The sequence below is a fragment of the Thermostichus sp. OS-CIW-26 genome, assembly GCF_054058395.1.
The window spans coordinates 1-18,107 of record NZ_JBSSAG010000049.1 but is presented as its reverse complement, the minus strand read 5'-3'; the positions used below and the strand labels follow the sequence as shown (position 1 = coordinate 18,107).

At 57.1% G+C, this 18,107-nt stretch carries 16 protein-coding genes and 1 pseudogene; 12 read left to right on the top strand and 5 right to left on the bottom strand.

Features of this window, described 5'->3' with window-relative positions; all coding sequences use genetic code 11:
• Positions 1-199: 199 nt before the first annotated feature.
• From ACVW0C_RS13455 to ACVW0C_RS13430, 6 genes and pseudogenes are all read left to right on the top strand, one after another.
• Positions 200-397, top strand: a pseudogene (locus ACVW0C_RS13455) (DUF4394 domain-containing protein); the annotation flags it as partial.
• Positions 398-694: 297 nt separating this feature from the next.
• Positions 695-1,276, top strand: coding sequence for a sigma-70 family RNA polymerase sigma factor (locus tag ACVW0C_RS13450; protein ID WP_457385903.1), 582 nt, complete (start codon positions 695-697; stop codon positions 1,274-1,276).
• Positions 1,273-2,028 (top strand): anti-sigma factor domain-containing protein, encoded by a 756-nt coding sequence (locus tag ACVW0C_RS13445; protein ID WP_457385901.1) that lies wholly within the window; start codon positions 1,273-1,275, stop codon positions 2,026-2,028. Before ACVW0C_RS13450 ends, ACVW0C_RS13445 begins: the two co-directional genes overlap by 4 nt.
• A 133-nt stretch (positions 2,029-2,161) precedes the next feature.
• Positions 2,162-2,383, top strand: a complete 222-nt coding sequence (locus tag ACVW0C_RS13440; protein WP_414329235.1) for a DUF2839 domain-containing protein — start codon at positions 2,162-2,164, stop codon at positions 2,381-2,383.
• Positions 2,384-2,423: 40 nt separating this feature from the next.
• Complete coding sequence (locus tag ACVW0C_RS13435) at positions 2,424-3,251, top strand: carbon-nitrogen hydrolase family protein (protein WP_414406869.1); 828 nt, start codon at positions 2,424-2,426, stop codon at positions 3,249-3,251.
• Positions 3,252-3,260: 9 nt separating this feature from the next.
• Complete coding sequence (locus tag ACVW0C_RS13430; protein WP_457385900.1) at positions 3,261-3,527, top strand: glutaredoxin family protein; 267 nt, start codon at positions 3,261-3,263, stop codon at positions 3,525-3,527.
• Positions 3,528-3,564: 37 nt separating this feature from the next.
• Here ACVW0C_RS13430 and ACVW0C_RS13425 read toward each other — a convergent pair whose 3' ends face one another.
• Positions 3,565-7,062, bottom strand: a complete 3,498-nt coding sequence (locus ACVW0C_RS13425) for a DNA polymerase III subunit alpha (protein WP_457385898.1) — start codon at positions 7,060-7,062, stop codon at positions 3,565-3,567.
• Positions 7,063-7,179: 117 nt separating this feature from the next.
• On the opposite strand from ACVW0C_RS13425, the gene selD reads away from it, so the two are divergent.
• The 3 genes from selD (at position 7,180) to ACVW0C_RS13410 (ending at position 10,155) form a co-directional block, all read left to right on the top strand.
• Positions 7,180-8,247, top strand: a complete 1,068-nt coding sequence (gene selD, locus ACVW0C_RS13420; RefSeq protein WP_457385896.1) for a selenide, water dikinase SelD — start codon at positions 7,180-7,182, stop codon at positions 8,245-8,247.
• A gap of 131 nt (positions 8,248-8,378) precedes the next feature.
• On the top strand, positions 8,379-8,876 hold the full coding sequence (locus ACVW0C_RS13415; protein ID WP_457385894.1) for a hypothetical protein: 498 nt from the start codon (positions 8,379-8,381) through the stop codon (positions 8,874-8,876).
• A gap of 142 nt (positions 8,877-9,018) precedes the next feature.
• Entirely contained in the window at positions 9,019-10,155 is a 1,137-nt protein-coding gene (locus tag ACVW0C_RS13410) for an ABC transporter permease (RefSeq protein WP_457385892.1), read from the top strand.
• A 47-nt stretch (positions 10,156-10,202) separates the two neighbouring features.
• Here ACVW0C_RS13410 and ACVW0C_RS13405 read toward each other — a convergent pair whose 3' ends face one another.
• Positions 10,203-11,144 carry a hypothetical protein gene (locus tag ACVW0C_RS13405; RefSeq protein ID WP_457385890.1) on the bottom strand — a complete coding sequence of 314 codons (942 nt, stop codon included), beginning with the start codon at positions 11,142-11,144 and terminating at the stop codon, positions 10,203-10,205.
• 307 nt (positions 11,145-11,451) lie between these two features.
• Between ACVW0C_RS13405 and ACVW0C_RS13400 the strand changes: the two genes are divergently transcribed.
• Positions 11,452-12,039: a hypothetical protein gene (locus ACVW0C_RS13400; protein WP_457385888.1), complete on the top strand. Its 588-nt coding sequence runs from the start codon at positions 11,452-11,454 to the stop codon at positions 12,037-12,039.
• A 221-nt stretch (positions 12,040-12,260) separates the two neighbouring features.
• Here ACVW0C_RS13400 and ACVW0C_RS13395 read toward each other — a convergent pair whose 3' ends face one another.
• The gene (locus ACVW0C_RS13395) at positions 12,261-13,145 is read right to left on the bottom strand and encodes a hypothetical protein (RefSeq protein ID WP_414421811.1); all 885 of its coding nucleotides are present in this window, start codon (positions 13,143-13,145) and stop codon (positions 12,261-12,263) included.
• A gap of 506 nt (positions 13,146-13,651) precedes the next feature.
• On the opposite strand from ACVW0C_RS13395, the gene ACVW0C_RS13390 reads away from it, so the two are divergent.
• Complete coding sequence (locus ACVW0C_RS13390) at positions 13,652-14,401, top strand: HEAT repeat domain-containing protein (RefSeq protein WP_414329744.1); 750 nt, start codon at positions 13,652-13,654, stop codon at positions 14,399-14,401.
• A gap of 405 nt (positions 14,402-14,806) precedes the next feature.
• Positions 14,807-15,913, top strand: a complete 1,107-nt coding sequence (mnmA, locus tag ACVW0C_RS13385; RefSeq protein WP_457385886.1) for a tRNA 2-thiouridine(34) synthase MnmA — start codon at positions 14,807-14,809, stop codon at positions 15,911-15,913.
• Between the two features lie 32 nt (positions 15,914-15,945).
• Here the strand turns inward: mnmA and ACVW0C_RS13380 are convergent, their stop codons facing one another.
• Together ACVW0C_RS13380 and ACVW0C_RS13375 are read right to left on the bottom strand one after the other, a co-directional pair.
• Positions 15,946-16,653 (bottom strand): glycerophosphoryl diester phosphodiesterase membrane domain-containing protein, encoded by a 708-nt coding sequence (locus ACVW0C_RS13380; RefSeq protein ID WP_457385884.1) that lies wholly within the window; start codon positions 16,651-16,653, stop codon positions 15,946-15,948.
• Between the two features lie 65 nt (positions 16,654-16,718).
• Positions 16,719-18,047, bottom strand: a complete 1,329-nt coding sequence (locus ACVW0C_RS13375; protein WP_457385882.1) for an NAD(P)/FAD-dependent oxidoreductase — start codon at positions 18,045-18,047, stop codon at positions 16,719-16,721.
• Positions 18,048-18,107: the final 60 nt, after the last annotated feature.

The window sequence follows — 18,107 nt, the reverse complement described above, 5'->3', positions numbered from 1 at the left end:
CTTCTGCCATTTGTTTTCATCTAAAAAAACCAACTTCATCCTCTTTCCTCTATAAATTATTCTCTCTATCCTAACATAAGATCAACACGACCTAGATCGGTGGTAACAAAAACCGTAGCTGCCGTCAACTTGCCGTGAACCTAGAACCGCTCAAATAAACGATGATAGAAACAGCAGCTGCTGTTAACCCCCCAACGATGGGGTTCAGGTGCCCATTGGCCCTCTGGGGGTGAACTTCGGCCCTATGGGTGGGTTTGACATCCGTACTGCTGATGGAGTGGATACCGGCTTTGCCATCGGCGGCTCCACCTTGTATCGAATTGACCTCAACACCGGTCGTGCCACATCCCTGGGCACCCTGCCGGGTGGGCCGTTCTTTGGCTTGGCCGCCCTCTAGGAAAGCCGATTCCCATTTGCCTATCTAAATCAAGGTTAATCAACATAATCAATGTTTTGGATTCATTGATTTGGAACCAATTGTTGGAATCGTTTTGAGATCGTTGCTGCTGTTGATCCTTGACCCGGCCCGATCCCAGCTCAGGATTGGGCCTTCTATCTCCCCTTAGCTCGGGGTTGACCTCCGCCTATGCAGACGATAAATTATGAGAGCCGCTGCCCTGCTTGGATTACTCTGGGCGATGCTTGTGCCTCTGCAGTTTCTTTCTCTTTTCCATCCCGTTTCCTCTTCCCGCTCATGAAGATCGAGGGCGACAAAGCTGAGGGATCCCTGCAGGAAAAAACCGATGCAGAGGTGTTTGCAGCCCTAAAAGCAGGCCGGTCACAAGCTCTGGCCATTCTCTACGACCGACATGCCGGCTTGGTGTACGGAATTGCCTGCAAAATGCTGGGCAGTACTGCCGAAGCCGAAGATCTCACCCAGGATATTTTTTTGAACTTGGCTCGTTCCTCCTTTGATCCCAGACGGGGATCCCTGCGCACCTACCTGAGCATCTTGGCTCGCTCTCGCTGTTTGGATCGGCTGCGCTCTTGGCGGAATCGACAGCGCTCCCTGGAACAGGGCAGAGTGGAATTGCAGGGTAGTCCTGCTGCGGATCCCACCTTGGAGCAGTTGGCCCAAGCGGAACGGGTGGCCGAGGTGCAAACGGCCTTGGCCGAGTTGTCCGAAAGTCAACGGCAAGTCTTAAAGATGGCCTATTACGAAGGCATGAGCCAAACGGAAATTGCCAAGCAACTGGATCTGCCTTTGGGAACGGTCAAAGCCAGAGCTCGGCGGGCTCTGCTGCGGCTGCGCGAGTTGTTGGGAGGCCCCTCATGAAAGCCGAATCTGTGTCTCCCGAAGAACTGCAACTGTGGCTGGCAGGCTATGTGCTGGGGGATCTCTCCCCGGAAGAGGCCGAGCGGCTGGAAGCCTTGCTCAAGCTGCGCCCGGAGCTGCACCGAGAACTGCAAGCGTTGCAACAGGCATTGGAGACAGCCTACGGTATAGAGGAAAAGCAACCCCCCCCTACCCTGCGGGCTTCTCTGTTGCAGGCACATGCGGAGCAGGCAGCCCAACCGATGCGCACCCCCGCCTGGATTGCCAAGGGATCCCGTCTCTGGCAACGGGGCTTGGGGGCGGTGGCCGCAGGCTTGATCGTCGCTTTGGGGCTGGGGAACCTCTACCTGTGGCGCAGGCTGCAGCTAGCCCAGACGCAAGGGATCCCTACCGAGGTGTTGACCTATGAATTGCAGCCGACTGCGGAGAACCTGGCCGGCTCGGTCAAGCTTGAGGTGGATCCCCAGCGCCTGCAAGGGCGATTGGTGGCCCAAGGGTTGCCGCCTTTGCCGGAAGGCCGGGTCTATGCCCTGTGGGTGGTGCTGGAACCGGAGGCGCCCTTTACCACCGATAGGGCGGGGGCCGTTCTCGTGGCAGCTTTTCCGGTGGATGAAACAGGAAATCGCCAACAGGAGCTGCGCCTACCGCCGGTGTTTGAATCTACAGAATGGGTGCGGGCTGTGGCCATTACCGAAGAGGATGGCAATCGTCCCCAAGAGCACCAGGGATCCCCTTTGTGGATTTCCGGCTAGGGATGGATTGGCGTGGCCCGATGGCACAAGTAGGCGATTGTGATGCAGATGGATGTCAACCCAGTCTTGTGACCCAGGCAGAAGGCCTTAAGATAAAAGTCGCCACCCCAGCGAAGAACTCGGAGGCTACCCCATGGGCGAAGCAAAGCGCCGTAAAACCCGCATCAGCCAAGATCCCGACCAAGAGCTGGTGTTTCCCAACCTCAAAGACATTCCCCTCACCAAAGGGCAAGCTCGCGCCATCTACAATTGGACAACCCGTGGCGCTTGGGCAGGCATCATTCTCCTGGCCATCATTTGGGTGGTGATCCGATTTGTAGGGCCTGCCTTCGGCTGGTGGCATCTGGTCGGCTAGCCGGCCGGATCCCCTTTAGCATCCTTTGGAGTTTCCGTCTATGCGCTCTTATCTGGCAGCCGCCATTCAAATGACCAGCATTCCCGATCTGGCCAGCAACTTGCAGCAGGCGGAAGAGTGGATCGACTTTGCAGTGCGCCAGGGGTGCGAGCTGGTGACGCTACCAGAAAACTTTGCCTTCATGGGGCCGGAAGCCGAGAAAGCCCGCCTTGCCCCCGAGATTGCGGAGCGGGCGGAGGAGTTTCTGAGCAAGATGGCCCAGCGCTACCAGGTATTTATTTTGGGAGGAGGGTATCCTGTGCCGGACGGGCAGGGCAAAGTTTACAATACCGCTGCCCTCTACAGCCCTGACGGCAAAGAGCTGGCTCGCTATCGCAAAATCCACCTGTTCGATGTCAATCTGCCCGACGGCAATACCTACCGCGAGTCGAACACGGTGGTCAGCGGAGATGAGGTGGTCACCTGCGAGCAAGAGCAACTGGGGAACCTCGGTTTGTCGGTCTGCTACGACGTACGCTTTCCAGAGCTGTACCGATCCCTGGTGGATCGCGGAGCCCAGATTTTGCTCATCCCTGCCGCCTTCACGGCCTACACGGGTCGGGATCACTGGCAGGTTTTGCTGCAATGCCGGGCCATTGAGAACACCTGTTACGTGATAGCCCCCGCCCAGGTGGGCACCCACTACGAGCGGCGACAGTGTCACGGCCATGCCATGATCGTGGACCCCTGGGGGACTATCTTGGCGGATGCGGGTGGCGAAAAACCGGGGGTGGCCATTGCTGAAATTAACCCAGAGCGTTTCCAGTTGGTCAGGCGGCAGATGCCTTCCCTACAACACCGTCGGCTGGCCTGCACCGTCACCCGCTAGGGATCCGCTATGCCATCCCCTTGGCCTGCGCTGATTCTCTACAGCAAGCCCGGCTGCCACCTGTGCGAAGGCTTGGCCGATAAGTTGTGGCAAATCCCTGAGATCACCCTGTTGGAAATCCGCGACATCACCTCCAACCCGAGTTGGTGGGAGCGATACCAACTGGAAGTTCCCGTGCTCACCCTGGCAGGGGATCCCGAGCGACCTTTGCCACGTCCTTCCCCTCGGCTGACGGTGAGCCAGTTGCGGGCTTGGCTTGAGAAACAGCTCCGTTGAATTTCTCCTGCTGCTGCCGGAGCTTTCTCTGCCATGCCTATGGAGAGAGCAGCGATTCGCTGCGGGCGGTGTAGCCGGCTTGACGCAGGGCTTCAACGGCGGCTTGGGCATTGTTAACCCAAAATTGGGATCCCATTCTCACCCAAAGGGTATGGGGATGGGCGGTGATGGCAGCCACCACGGGAATGCGATTTTCTTCTTTAATTTCCGAGCGTTGGCGAGCGATTAGCGTCTGTAAACGATATCGATCCTCCAGTGTCCCAGCAGAGTCGAGAGGGATCTCCACCGTTACCCAACTAACAGATTCAATCGGTTGTAAATCTTCCACAATCAGTTGCACCTGTTCATCCCGCTGATCCACTTTGGCCCAGACCCACAGCCGTTGATCCACCTCCAGGCGACCGCGCAAACGTTCATAGGTTTTGGGGAAGATCACTGCTTCACAACTGCCGGTGAGATCTTCCAGTTGCAAAATGGCCATGCGATCCCCTTTCTTGGTTGTGACATTTTTAATGGCAGTCACCAGGGCGAGAACGCCCACAGAGGCATCGGCTGCGCAGCCGCCCAAGTCAGCTAGGTTTACAGGGGCCAGCAGCCGCGCTTGCTCCTGAATGCGCCGCAGCGGATGATCCGAGACATAAAACCCCAGCAGCTCCCGTTCTAGCCTCAACTTTTCCTGAGGTGGAAAATCTTCAGTAGCCGGCCCACGCGGAGCCTCCACAAATCCATTGCCGGCGCTGTTATTGCTCCCCAGTAGATCGAACAAGCTGGCTTGGCCGATGGCTTTGGACTTGGCTCGCTGCGCTGCCCAACTGAGGATGGGATCCAAATCGGCAATTAGTTGTTTACGATTTCCAGAAATACAATCAAAAGCGCCCGCACAAATCAGGGCCTCCAGGGCACGACGGTTAACAATGCGCAGATCCACCCGCTGGCAAAAATCCGCCAGAGAGGTGAAGGGGCCATCAGCTTGACGGGCAGCCAAAATGTTTTGAATGGCCCCCTCCCCTACATTCTTCACTGCCCCCAGACCAAACAAAATGCTGGATCCCTGGGGAGTAAAGTCCATTCCAGAACGGTTGATATCCGGCGGCTGAATTTGGATCCCAATTGACAAGCAATAGGTAATGTAGCGCTGTACCTTGTCCTGATCTCCCCCCACAGAAGAGAGCAAGGCTGCCATATATTCCGTTGGGTAATTGGCCTTGAGGTAAGCTGTTTGAAAAGTAATCAACCCATAGGCAGTAGAATGCGATTTATTGAAGCAATACTCGGCAAAAGCAACCATTTGATCAAACAATTCTGTGGCAACTTCTTGGCTTACACCCCGCTTGGCTGCCCCCTGCACAAATTGCTCGCGGTGTTTCTCCATCTCGGAGACTTTCTTTTTCCCCATCGCTCGCCGCAGCAGATCGGCTTGGCCTAAGGTGTATCCGGCCATGTCTTGGGCAATGCGCATGATCTGTTCCTGGTAGAGGATGGCTCCGTAGGTATCCTGAAGAATGGGCTTGAGGAGTTCGTGGGCATAGGTTACCGGTTTGCGACCGTGCTTGCGATCGATAAAGTCGGGGATCATGCCCGTATCCAATGGGCCTGGCCGGTACAAGGCCAATACTGAGGAAATATCTTCTAAGTTGGAAGGTTTGAGCTCCCGCACCACCTGCTTCATGCCAGAAGATTCCAGTTGGAAGATCCCTTCCAGCTCTCCCTTTTCCAAAAGCTGGTAGGTTTTCTTGTCGTCTAGGGGTAGGTTATCCAGATCTATATTGACGCCATTGTGTTCTCGGATCAGTTCCACCGCCCGCTGAATCATCGTCAGGTTGCGCAGACCCAAAAAGTCCATCTTCAGCAAGCCCAAAGACTCGATATCTTCCATCGAGTACTGGGTGATAATTTGGCCTTCATTGTTGTACTGCAGAGGCACGATCTCATCTAAGGGATCCTTAGCAATCACCACACCGGCAGCGTGAACCCCGAAGGTTTTGTTGGTGCCCTCCAACAAACGTGCCAGCTCGATCCAGCGGTGGGTGGTTGGGTCTTTCTCGTATTTTTCTTTGAACTCTGGAGCGGGAGTATCCTCGCCAATCATCTCTTCCAATTTTGCGGGCTTGCCTCGGGATACCGGGATCAATTTCGCCATTTTGTCGGCTTCTGAGTAGGGAATGTCTAAGACTCGACCGACATCTTTGAGAATGGCTTTAGAGGTCATGCGGTTAAAGGTGATGATCTGGGCGACTCGCTCTTGGCCGTATTTGCGGGTCACATAGTCGATCAGCTCTCCCCGCCGCTCGATGCAAAAATCCGTATCGATATCCGGCATCGATTGACGTTCTGGATTGAGAAATCGCTCAAACAGTAGGCCGTATTTAACCGGGTCAATGTTGGTAATTTGTAGGGCATAGGCCACCAGGGATCCTGCTGCCGAGCCTCGCCCCGGCCCCACCGGGATCCCCTGCTCGCGGGCATAGCGAACGTAGTCCCAGACCACCAGGAAATAGCTGGAGAAGCCCTTTTGTTGGATGATGTTCAGCTCAAAGCGCAGGCGCTCCTGGTAGTTTTGGGGGATCTGATCCGGCTGAGCAACACCGCAGCGCTTCGCCAGCCCCTGCCAGGCCAATTCTGTGAGATAGCTATCGGCAGAATGGCCCGGTGGAACCGGGTAGTCGGGCATGCGCATTTCCCCAAATAGGTCATAGCCCTCGATCTTTTCCAGCACCTTCAGGGTGTTGGCGATGGCCTCGTCAATCACCTCCTGTTCCAAATGGTCACGGCAGAGACGGCGCATCTCTTCTGGGCTTTTCAGGTATTCGGTTCCGGTGTAGCGAAGGCGATTTTTTTCAGTAAGGGATTTGCCTGTTTGAATGCAGAGCAGCGCATCGTGGGCCTCTACATCCCAGCAGGAAATAAAATGGCTATCGTTGGTGAGGATGATCGGGATCCCCAATTCGCGGGCGATGCGCACCAACTGCACATTGACAAAGCGATCTTCTTGATAACCGTGATCCTGAATCTCGATGTAATAATCATCCCCAAACTGCTCTTGGTACCAAGCGGCAACTTCACGGGCAATTTCTGGCCGCCGCTGCAAAATAGCTTGAGGCACTTCTCCTGCCAAGCAGCCGCTGGTGACGATCAGCCCTTCTTTGTATTGCACCAAATACTCTTTGTTAATGCAGGGGCGAGAGAAAATCCCTTTGCCTTGAATGCCATGTAGATGGGAAATGGTGGTCAGCTTTACCAAGTTTTTGTAGCCCTGGGTATTTTTGGCCAGAACCACCTGGTGATACTTGGGGTACTTGCGGCTTTTGTCGCGGATATCGCCGTTGATTACATACATTTCATTGCCGATGATTGGAGTAATCCCTTTGCTTTTACACAGTTTCACCAGCTCCAATGCCCCATACATGACACCGTGATCCGTCAGGGCCAGCCCCGGCAAACCCATAGCCACCACCTGCTCGACCAAACGCGGCAATTGGCTGGCGCCATCCAAGAGGCTGTATTCGCTGTGGAGATGCAAAGGAACAAAAGACATGGCAACGCTATGGATAGTGGGATCCCTTTAACCTTAACTCAGCGTGTCCATTTCTCGACTGCCTGCAGATGCCGCTACAGTAAAGTCAGCTGATGTTTTTTCCCTTTTCTTGAATCTATGGATGCTCCCATTCGCCTCACCCAGTACTCCCACGGCGGTGGCTGCGGCTGTAAAATTGCCCCGGCCCTGCTGCAACAAATTCTCAGGGATGTACCCCTGCTCTCCCCAAATCCGGCTTTGTTGGTGGGAGCTGAAACCAGCGATGATGCGGCTGTCTATCAACTAAACGACCACCAAGCCCTAATTTTGACCACCGACTTCTTCATGCCGATTGTGGATGAGCCGGTGGATTTTGGTCGGATCGCGGCGACCAATGCCCTTTCCGATGTCTACGCGATGGGGGGCACTCCCATTCTGGCTTTGGCAGTTTTGGGCATGCCGGTCAATACCCTGCCGATGCAGGCCATCCAAGGGATCATGGCCGGAGGGATCCAGGTTTGCCAAGAAGCCGGGATCCCTTTGGCAGGGGGGCACTCCATCGATTCGCCGGAGCCCATCTTCGGCTTGGTGGCAGCAGGTTTGGCCCATCCACACCACATTCGCCGCAATGCCACGGCCCAACCTGGGGACGATCTGATCCTGACCAAGCCGCTGGGGATCGGGGTGATGACCACCGCTCTGAAAAAGGGTCAGCTCAGTGCGGCAGGCTACGCGGAAGTTTTGCAGGTGATGACCCAGCTGAATCGCATCGGCTCGCAACTGGCCCAGCGACCGCAAGTTCACGCCATGACGGATGTAACAGGGTTTGGCCTGGTGGGACACTTGCTGGAAGTCTGTCGCGGCTCGGGGGTGGGGGCCAGTTTGGATCTGGCTTCCATTCCGTTTTTGGCAGAAGCGCTCTCGCTGGCAGAGGCGGGGATCTTTCCAGGGGCGGCTCGTCGCAATTGGCAGGGCTATGAGGGGATACAGGCAGAATCCCTGCCCGAGTGGCAGCAACTGCTGCTGGCAGATCCCCAAACCAGCGGGGGCTTGCTGGTGGCGGTGGATCCCGGCTACACCTCAGACCTCTTGCAAGAGCTGCACAGTGCCGGCTACCCCTACGCCCGTCGCATTGGCCGATGCCAAGCTGGAGACACCAGAATCCATGTTACCGGCAAGATCAGCCTCAGCCCAGCGGCAGCCTGAAGAAGACCCTCTGGCAATGCTCGCAACACAAAGTCTCGATAGAGGGCTCAATATGAAGATTGCGTCAAGCAGCTCTGAGAAAGTTAAAGATACCATGTAAGGCAAGGGAAGGTTGAGATATCCTGAGATCTATGAGCGAGCTTCCCCCCAGCCGTAGTCTGGTTCAGCGAGTTGAGCCTGGCCAGCTGATTCGAACCCTCAGCAGTGGGCAATTGCTGATGGTGGATCCCCAGCGGCACAACGCCCTGATCATCTGCAAGACGTTTCATGCTGAGTTTGCCGGGCCGGGTGCTGCTGTTGGGGGGCCCTTGGATGTGGAGTCCGGCGGCGTTGTCCCCATTGGGGATGTGGTTTTGCTGCATCCGCAAGACCACCAAGAGCGGCAAAATGCCTATGCCAAGCGGCTGCACTGGATGCGTTGGCTGCAGCAAATCACCGACAATCCTTTGCCGGCGCAGCGGGCGCGGGTTTTGCTCTTTAGCTTAGAGGAATTTTTCTCTGCGGATTTGGTTAGCCAATTGCCCGATGACATTTTGGCACGGCTGGTGGGGGTGCTGCCCCAGACGATTGCTGCGGTGCGGATGGAGATGATGGCCCTCTACAGCCCCAGCTATTCCTTGGCAGGCTGAGCTTGTCTTGGACTGGGGAAGGGACTCGTCCTGCCAGCATGAATCGGTGACACCTTGCAGCCCTCTCTGCAACTGGAACAAGACACGATCAGCTACACTGCTGGCATTTGGTTCAACTGGACTCGACTGGAATCTCTGCCTTATGCAGTGGTGGAAACGGCTTCGCCGCAATCGATGGGCCCAAGCAGGAGCCTACATTCTTCTTGTTTTCTACGCCTGCGCCATTTTTGCCGAGTTCGTTGCCCCCTACAGCCCACTGGAATCTCAACCGGGGGGATCCCTTCTGCCGCCCACCGCCATTCACTTTTGGGATGAATCGGGCGCTTGGATTGGGCCCCACGTTTATCCAACCCGCCAGGGGCCAGTGGATCTGGAAACGGGAGAACGCCCGCTCTTGGTGGATACCAGCCGTCCAGCCGGGATCCGCTTGTTTGTGGCCGGTACTCCCTACCGTTGGTTGGGGTTGATCCCCTCCAATCGGCATCTGTTCGGCACCGTCCCGCTGCGGCCTGTTGCAGAAGCAGGACAAGTGGGATCGCAAATCAGCGAAGAGCCACCTGTGGCACGGCTGCACCTGCTGGGCACCGATGATCAAGGTCGGGACTATTTCAGTCGCTTGGTCTATGGCGGGCGCGTCAGCCTGTTTATCGGCTTGGTGGGCATTGGCATCTCTTTCCCCATTGGTCTGCTGGTGGGGGCCATATCCGGCTACCTTGGGGGCTGGGTGGATACGCTCCTGATGCGCTTGGCAGAGGTGTTGATGTCGATTCCGACGCTGTATCTGCTGGTGTCGCTGGCAGCGGTGTTGCAGGTGAATCCGCTGACCGGGGTGCCTTTCAGCAATGCCGAGCGCTTCTTGGTGATTGTGGTGATCCTCTCTTTTGTGGGTTGGGCGGGCCTAGCCAGGGTGATTCGCGGGCAGGTGCTGTCCTTGCGAGAGCGGGACTTTGTGCAGGCAGCGCGGGTGGCCGGGGCGGGATCCCTGTATCTGCTGGTGCGCCATATTTTGCCCCAGACAGCTACTTATGTGGTGATCTCGGCAACCTTGGCGGTGCCCGGCTACATTGCGGCAGAGTCGGTGCTGAGCCTCATCGGGTTGGGGATCCAACAGCCGGATGCCTCTTGGGGCAACATGCTCTCGCTGGCCACCAACGCTTCGGTGATCATCCTACAACCCTGGCTGGTGCTGGCCCCCACTTTGATGGTGGTGCTGACCTCTCTATCCTTTAACCTGCTGGGGGATGGTTTGCGGGACGCCCTCGATCCTCGGGAAGGGTGAGCTGCTTCCCCATTGCGCCGAGTGAGGGGAATGGAGTGGCCTGCAAATCACCGCTTTCCGTCGGGATAGAGCCGGTTTAGACCCTTGCGAGCCTTAGCATGGACATCCAAGGTGGCATCCATTTTCAGGATCTGCCGGTAAACTTGCTCGGCACGAGCCACTTCCCCTTCCTGTTCCAACTTTTCTCCTAGCTTGAGCAAGTTTTGGGCTGAGAGATCTGCCCAAGGATTCTGTTCGGCTGTTGGCTCCTGCAGTTGCCGCAGCTCTTCTAGGCGCTCTTGCACCATCGGTCGTAACAGCCAAGAGTCATCCAGATCCAAAACCTCTCGGTAGTAGCGCTGGGCCTCTTTAAAGTTCTTTTGCTCGTCGTAGGCTTCCGCCAGTTGTAGCGCCAGTTCCGCTGTGGGCTGATCCTTAAACTGGCGATGCAGTTGGTTCAGTCGCCGCACAAAGGGGGATCCCTGCTGCGGGTTTTTCAAATCCGGGGCGTGCTGAACCGGCAGATAGTCGTCCCTCTTCGCCGATGGTTGAGGGGAAGGGGCAGTCTCTGCAGCTTGAGGTCGAAGGGGCGCTTGGCGGCTGATGCTTTTGGGATCGATGGGGGTGGGCTTGTAAACCCAAATTGGCTGATCCGGAGGAGATGCGGGTGGGGTTGGGCGTGGGATCGGCTGCGGCAAGGGAATGGTCTTGCGATCCGGCGGTTCAGGAGATGGCTGCTTCAGCTCCTCAAGGGTGCTGGGAGGTTTGGGGGCCTGAAATTGAATCGCTTTGGGAGTCTCCCTGCGCTCTTGGGCCAATTCTCGGTACAGAGCGGCCAATTGAAGGTAACCCGCTTCTTCATAGGCAGTGGCCAGCCAACGGGCATTCTCTGGGCTGGGATCCGCACGATAAGCCCGCCGGAGCAACTGCAAAGCAGTGCCGTAGTTGCGCTCTCGAATGGCTGCCCGTCCCAAACTCGCTGAGCTGACCCCGATGGTATCGCTGGCCATAGTCCCCCATCTGTCTTGGCGCCGACAATAGAGCTAAGAGTCAAGGCTGAGCTGCTGATAATTCAGGTTTTCCAAGCCAGCCACGTGGGTTGACGCTTGCTTAATATAACTGGATTCCTTGGCCATAGCATACCCTCACCAGCCGGGATGTTATCTGCTCGGACAGCTCCCTCTTGTTGAGATCTCTCGCTTTATATCAATTCAATGTCGATATTGAGGGTGGGATTGGATTGAGATCTGGATGCCAAGTTAACTTTCGGGCTAGCTTGTAGTCAGAGCTTCAGCAGCAACAGGTTCTGACGCCAACATGATCCAAGACTTTCGAGAGCGGTACCCTATGGGCAGTTTGCTCACCGATCTGTTGCGGGTGGAAGAAGGGATCTACATCGTCAGAGCCCAGGTGGTGGTGAACAACACGGTTTTGGGCAGTGGCATGGCTGGCTCGAACACCGTCGAAGAGGCGGAAGATGCTGCCTTGAAGCGCGCCCTGAACCACGCAGGATTTGGTCGCCCCACTTCCTCTTTGAGTTTGGGCATGGATTCTGCTGCCGCCAGGGTGCCTTATCTGCCAACTCCTGAGTTGGCCAACGGACACGCCCAGTCTTCCCCTGCTTCTCCAGCCCCCGAGTCGATAGGGATCCCTGCAAAGCCAAGTTCCCCAGAGCTGCCCGGTCTAAGTGAGCCGGCGGCCTATGGGGATGACCTATCGGACATCATTGCCCAAACGGATGTGGAGATGCAGCGCATTGGCTGGGGCCGCAAGGAAGGACAAGAGTTTTTGGAGCGTCGCTTTCAGAAGAAATCTCGCCACCAACTCAGCGACGCCGAGCTGCGGGAGTTTTTGCGCTACCTAAAACAGCAGCCCTCCCGCCTCAGCAGCGAACCCCGCTTTTGAAGTCTTCTCGGCCTTGCCGCCAAGATCTCGGGATCTGGAGATCTGGCAACTCCTATCTTCCAACTAGGGTTGTTCCGAGCCCGTTCAAGTAGCCTCTGACCCTTGCCCCCGGCCCCTCTGGAAGGGGGAGTTGGGAATCAAGCCAGCCAACTGTTTTACTGCTAGTTGGCTGCTACTTGGAATAAGCCCGTTCTACCGTCGGTGTCTTGCTGCTGCTGAAGCTAGGGCGCACCTACAATCACGCTGGTGTCTTCCATTTGCTTCACGACCGTTTCTCCCCCTTCCGAGAGCACAACCCGTCGCTCTGGCACCGATACTCCGGCCACCTTGGCGGTTTGGTAGTTTTGCCCGGCCTGCACCACAGCGGGAATGACACCTGGGCCAGAAACCAGAGCAAAGGACTCGCCGCCGATCTGTATCATCCCGGAAACCTGTACACTGCGGGCAAACGCAGCCGGGTCGGGGGTAGGCGTTGGGATCGGGGTAGCCACGGCTACAGGGGCGCCATTGCCGCTGCCAGGAGGGGGCAAAACCGGAGGTGGAGGCAGGGGCGGCAGGACAATCTGCGGTTCAGGAGCACGCACGTTTTGAGGCACAAAGGGATCCACACGGCCAGCCCCACTCAAGGCCCGCTGGGTTTCCTGCTCTCGATCCACTGGCGGGATCAGGCTAGAGGCAGCTTGGGTAGCCTGCAGAAGGGAGGGCACCGGCGGCGGGGGTTGATCGGGGGCGGTCTGGCCAAAGCCGGCAGGCAAGTTCACCGTTTGTTGCCGGGCGAGAGCTTGCATCTGGCTGGCTCCGCGGGCCAAGGTGGCGCTCATATCCTGTTCCCAAGTCCCTGCAGCATTCAGCCGCATGATCACAGGGCTGGTTCCCCCCCGAGACTCCACCCAAATTTCCGCTTCTGTGTCGCTCAATCGCCGCGAGCTGAGGATCCGGGATCCCGGAGGCAAGAGGGGCCGAAGCGCCAGTTCGGCCTCAGGAACAGCCTGTTCGTTGGCCAGAGCCGGGAACCAACGGGGGGCCAAAAACGCAACGCCCCCTGCCAACAGCAGGCCGGCTACAAGAAAGCAGGACAATGGGCGAGCAGGCAGCGATTTCAGCATAGAGACCACCGGGAGAGAGCATGACTCTAGTCAATAATAAGCTCAACTATACTGAAAATAATGTATAATATGTTCAGTACGGATTACTACCAGTTGATCTTTCTGTTTACTTTCGAGTCTGTCAACATGGTAGCCAAAGCAAAGCAGAAAATTGGTAGTTAAGACGACACGGAAACTGCGCTTTGGGTATTCTACTCAAAGCTTTGCGGGATACCGCCATTCTGTTTGGAAACAAACAGAATGCTATCGCTGCATAGTTGAACAGTGATGTTCAGCAGTGTTCAGCGTAAATGTATCAGCCTCGTATCCTCTCCACCAAAATATCCAAAATCTTCGGGATGGGGCCAAGTCAACCTGCTTTTCTCGACAACAGTGCTAGGATTTGTCGATCGAAACAGTGGCACCATGTCCCCAGAGATCCCGACCGGGCCAGACAAAGACGGCCTCTGTCCAAGCGCAGCCTCGTTTGCCATACTGAAGAAAGATTGTAAATATTTGTTAACGCCATGACTGTCTCTGCTTTGGATCCCGCCAACCCCGCCCGTTTACAGGAGATCGCTCAACGCTTGCGCAGCCCGCGTTCTGCGGACCGGATGGTGGCCTTGGCCCAGTTGCGGGATGTGCCGGCAGAGCAGGCGGTGCCGCTGATTTTGCAGGTCATCGACGATGAAAACTTGCAGGTGCGCTCTTTTGCCGTCTTTGCCCTGGGGATCAAGCAAACGGACGCCTGTCTGCCCAAATTGCTGGAAATCCTCACCCAAGACCCGGATTATGGCATTCGCGCCGACGCGGCAGGTGCCCTGGGCTATTTGGAAGATCCGCGGGCTTTTGAAGCTTTAGTGCGTGCTTTCTACGAGGATGTAGAATGGCTGGTGCGCTTCAGTGCCGCGGTGGCCTTGGGGAACTTGAAGGATCCGCGGGCTTACGAGGTGCTTCTGCGAGCCTTGGATGGGCCGGAGGTGTTGCTGCAGCAAGCGGCCATTGCGGCTTTGGGGGAATTGGGGGATCCGCGGGCCCTGGATCACATCCTGCGGTTTGCCCAATCGGAAGACTGGCTGGTGCGGCAGCGGCTGGCCCAAGCGCTGGGCAATTTGCCTTCCCCCAAGAGCGTTTCTGCTCTCAACTACCTGGCCAGGGATCCCCACGATAGCGTTGCGGCGGCGGCTCTGGATTCGCTGCGGCGCTTGCGGCAAAGGGGCATCTCAGAAACCACCCCTGAGAAGGGATCCGGGCCAGCCAATTCTGAGGAAGGCTAAAGTAAAGATCCCGGCTCAGCTTGTTCCGGGTTCCCCAATTCCCAGAGCATGACTCTAGTCAATAATAAGCTCAACTATACTGAAAATAATGTATAATATGTTCAGTACGGATTACTACCAGTTGATCTTTCTGTTTACTTTCGAGTCTGCCAACATGGTAGCCAAAGCAAAGCAGAAAATTGGTAGTAAGACGACACGGAAACTGCGCTTTGGGTATTCTACTCAAAGCTTTGCGGGATACCGCCATTCTGTTTGGACTCCGTCCCGCTAACGCGAATGGAAACAAACAGAATGCTATCGCTGCATAGTTGAACAGTGATGTTCAGCAGTGTTCAGCGTAAATGTATCAGAGAGGCCTCCTCTGTTTCCGGCTGAGCCTTTCTTTTCCTAGGATCCCTTGTCTCAATGGTTATCAGCCCCCACTCATCGGTTTCACCTGTTGCATCCCCGTCGCGGCCCCGCATTGTGGCGGCCCTTTCTGGGGGTGTGGATAGCTCTACGGTGGCGGCCCTTTTGCAGGAACAGGGCTACGCCGTGGAGGGGGTCACCCTCTGGCTCATGAGGGGGAAGGGGCAGTGCTGTACTGAAGGCTTGGTGGATGCGGCAGCTGTTTGTGAGCAGCTGGGGATCCCGCACCATGTGGTGGATAGCCGCGAGCTGTTCCAGGCCAACATTGTCGATTACCTGGTAGCCGGCTACGCGGAGGGCATTACTCCCCTGCCCTGCTCCCAATGCAACAAGCTGGTGAAATTCGGCCCGTTGCTGGCCTATGCCCGCGAAAAGCTGGGCATCTCGCAGATGGCCACCGGCCACTACGCACGGGTGCGCTTTAACGCCGAGCTAGGACGTTACCAACTCCTGCGGGCGGTAGATCGGCAGAAGGATCAGTCCTATTTTCTCTACGACCTCAGCCAAGAGCACCTAGCCCATAGCCTCTTCCCCTTGGGCGAGTACACCAAGGCCCAAACCCGTCAGTTGGCTGCCCGCTACGGGCTGGTTACAGCCGACAAGCCCGAAAGCCAGGATCTCTGCTTGATTGAAACCTATGGCTCGATGCGGAGCTTTTTGGATCAGTACCTTGGGCAAAGGCCAGGGGAAATCGTCGATACCCAGGGGCGAGTGCTGGGATCCCATGAGGGCATCCACCACTACACGGTGGGCCAGCGCAAGGGGTTGGGGATTGCCTCTTCCCGTCCGCTTTACGTGGTGCGCATCGATGCGGCCATGAACCGCGTTGTCGTGGGGGAACGGGAGGAGGCTACCCAGGCTGAAGCGTGGGTAAGCCAAGTCAACTGGGTCTCTATCCCGGCGCCGACGGCATCCTTGGCTGTTGAGGTTCAGGTGCGCTACCGTACCCCCCCAGTGCCCGCCATGGTGATCCCGGAATCTCCTGAGCGGGTGAAGTTGCAGTTTGCCGAGCCCCAGTTTGGCGTCACCCCTGGCCAAGCCGCCGTCTGGTACCACGGGGAGCTCCTACTTGGGGGAGGGATCCTGGAGCGCCCCTCTCCCTAGGAAAGAAGGGCTGGGGGTGAGGGAAAGCCAGACTAGGCTGCTTGCGCTTGCAGCTGCTGCAGGGATCGGAATAGGAGCACCGTATAGATATCGAAGATAGGCGCAACTGCTGTGGCGACGGCATTCCGAACCACAACTGCACCTAGGGTAGCTCCCAGGATCCCCCCAACAAAAAACGAAATCAGGATTGCGAGGCCGAAGATCAAACCCACGGCCAGAAATGCCCAAAACACCCCCCACCAACGGTTCCTGACGAGGTTCCAGCTGTAGCCCAACCCTTCTGTGGCACCTTTGTCTTCCAGGACAATCGCGCAGGGCGTGAAAGCCAGCCTCACTCCCCAGTAGATACCGGGAAGCACAAACAACAGCATCCCCAGCGAGACAATCAGCCCCAGCAGGATGCTGCCGAATACCAGAGGCACTGCCCTAGAGACAGCCCGACCCAGGCTGTTGCCCAGCGGGGGAGTTCGCTGCTTCAAGTGCTGATCCACCAACCAGAAGGCTGCCCCTGCCAGGATGGGCAGGCCGATCAGGCCATAGGCCAAGTTGAGGATCCCCCCAGCAAGCGGGATCAGCTCCGCAACGATGGGAATGACAAAGCCAGGAGAAGCCAGGATCAGCAGCGGCCCATAGATGGGGCCTACCAGTTCCAGCGAGCGCTGCAAAAGGGAGAAGGGGTTGAGGGTAACATTCTGCATAACAGAGGGATCCTCGTGGGCAACCAAGTCCACCCCCTTCATACCACGGGATCCCAGCTTTGTTGCTGGGAATAGGCTTAAGAAAGTCTGTATTGCTTTGTACAGATTTACGCCGATTTTTGGAGAATCCACGCCGCTGCCTGTTCGCCGCTGCGCAGGGATCCCTCGAGGCTGCTCTGGTGGGTGTATTCCCCGGCCCAAAGGAGGCCCGGCAGGCCGCTAAAGGTGGGAACCAGATGCTGCTGAAAGCCGGGGGGTTGTACAAACTGGGCAAAAGGGATCCGGTATACCCGCAACAGGCGAAATTGCTCTGGGGGAGCTTTCGGGAAGTAAGCTTGCAGCTCGGCCCGGCAGGCTTGGGCCAGTTCCTCGTCCCTCAAGGGGGGATCCCCTAGCACCACCACCGAATACAGGTGTTGGCCAGGAGGAGCCAGCGCCGGGCTGATGCGGGTAAGTTGGACCCAATGGTTGATCCAGCCCTGGCCGGTGGCGTTGAGGTACAAGTAGGCGCCGCGGCTGAGGGAAAAGGGGGCGCAGAAGTAGAGACAGGTCACCGCTCGCCCCTGGGTGGGAATGGGGGTGAGGGCTTGAGGGCACAGCTCCGCCTGCCAGGCCCGTGCCTGAGGGGCATCAGTAGCACAAACTACCCACTCGGCAGGGATCTCTTCACCCTTGGCGGTGCGGATCCCGCGCACTTTCCCGTCTTCTGCCAGGATGCGCTCCACCGGGGTTTGGTAGCGAATCTGTTCGGGGGACAGGTGACCGGCCAGTTGTCGGGCCAGCTCTCCCATGCCCAAGGCCGGGGTGACGATGGAGCCCTCAGCCATCATCTTGAAATAAAAGGCAAAGAGGCGGGCGCTACTGCCCAGATCCGGATCTAGAAGGATCCCGCGGAAAAAGGGGTAGAAAAAGTGCTGGCAGATCTGTTGGGAAAAGCCGTACTGCTCCAGAAACTCCCGCAGCGAGCAATCGGATCCCCCTAGCCCTTCTTGAAAAACCTGCTCCGGGCTGCGGCGCGCCAGCTCGGATCGCAATTGCAGCACCTTGAGCTTGTCCCCAAAGCTGGCCAAGGGGTTGAGCAAAGAGGGGAGAAGGCTGGACAGATCCCGTAGGGGATCCCCCAACAGCCAGCAGCGACCGGGTTGAGCCAAAATAGCGCCGGGCCGGTAGGGACGGGGATCGAGCTTGCCCAGATCCAAATGCTGTCGCACTTTGGGATAGGCGGTGAACAGCACCTGAAAACCGCGATCCAGGCGAAAGCCATCCACCTTGTCGGTACGCACCCGCCCCCCAGGGCCGTCGCTTTTTTCCAGAACCAGGACATCCCTCCACCCCGCCTGGCTCAGCACTTTGGCGCAAGCCAAGCCGGCCAGCCCCGCCCCAATGATGACAACTTTGCCCATGCTGATACATTTACGCTGAACACTGCTGAACATCACTGTTCAACTATGCAGCGATAGCATTCTGTTTGTTTCCATTCGCGTTAGCGGGACGGA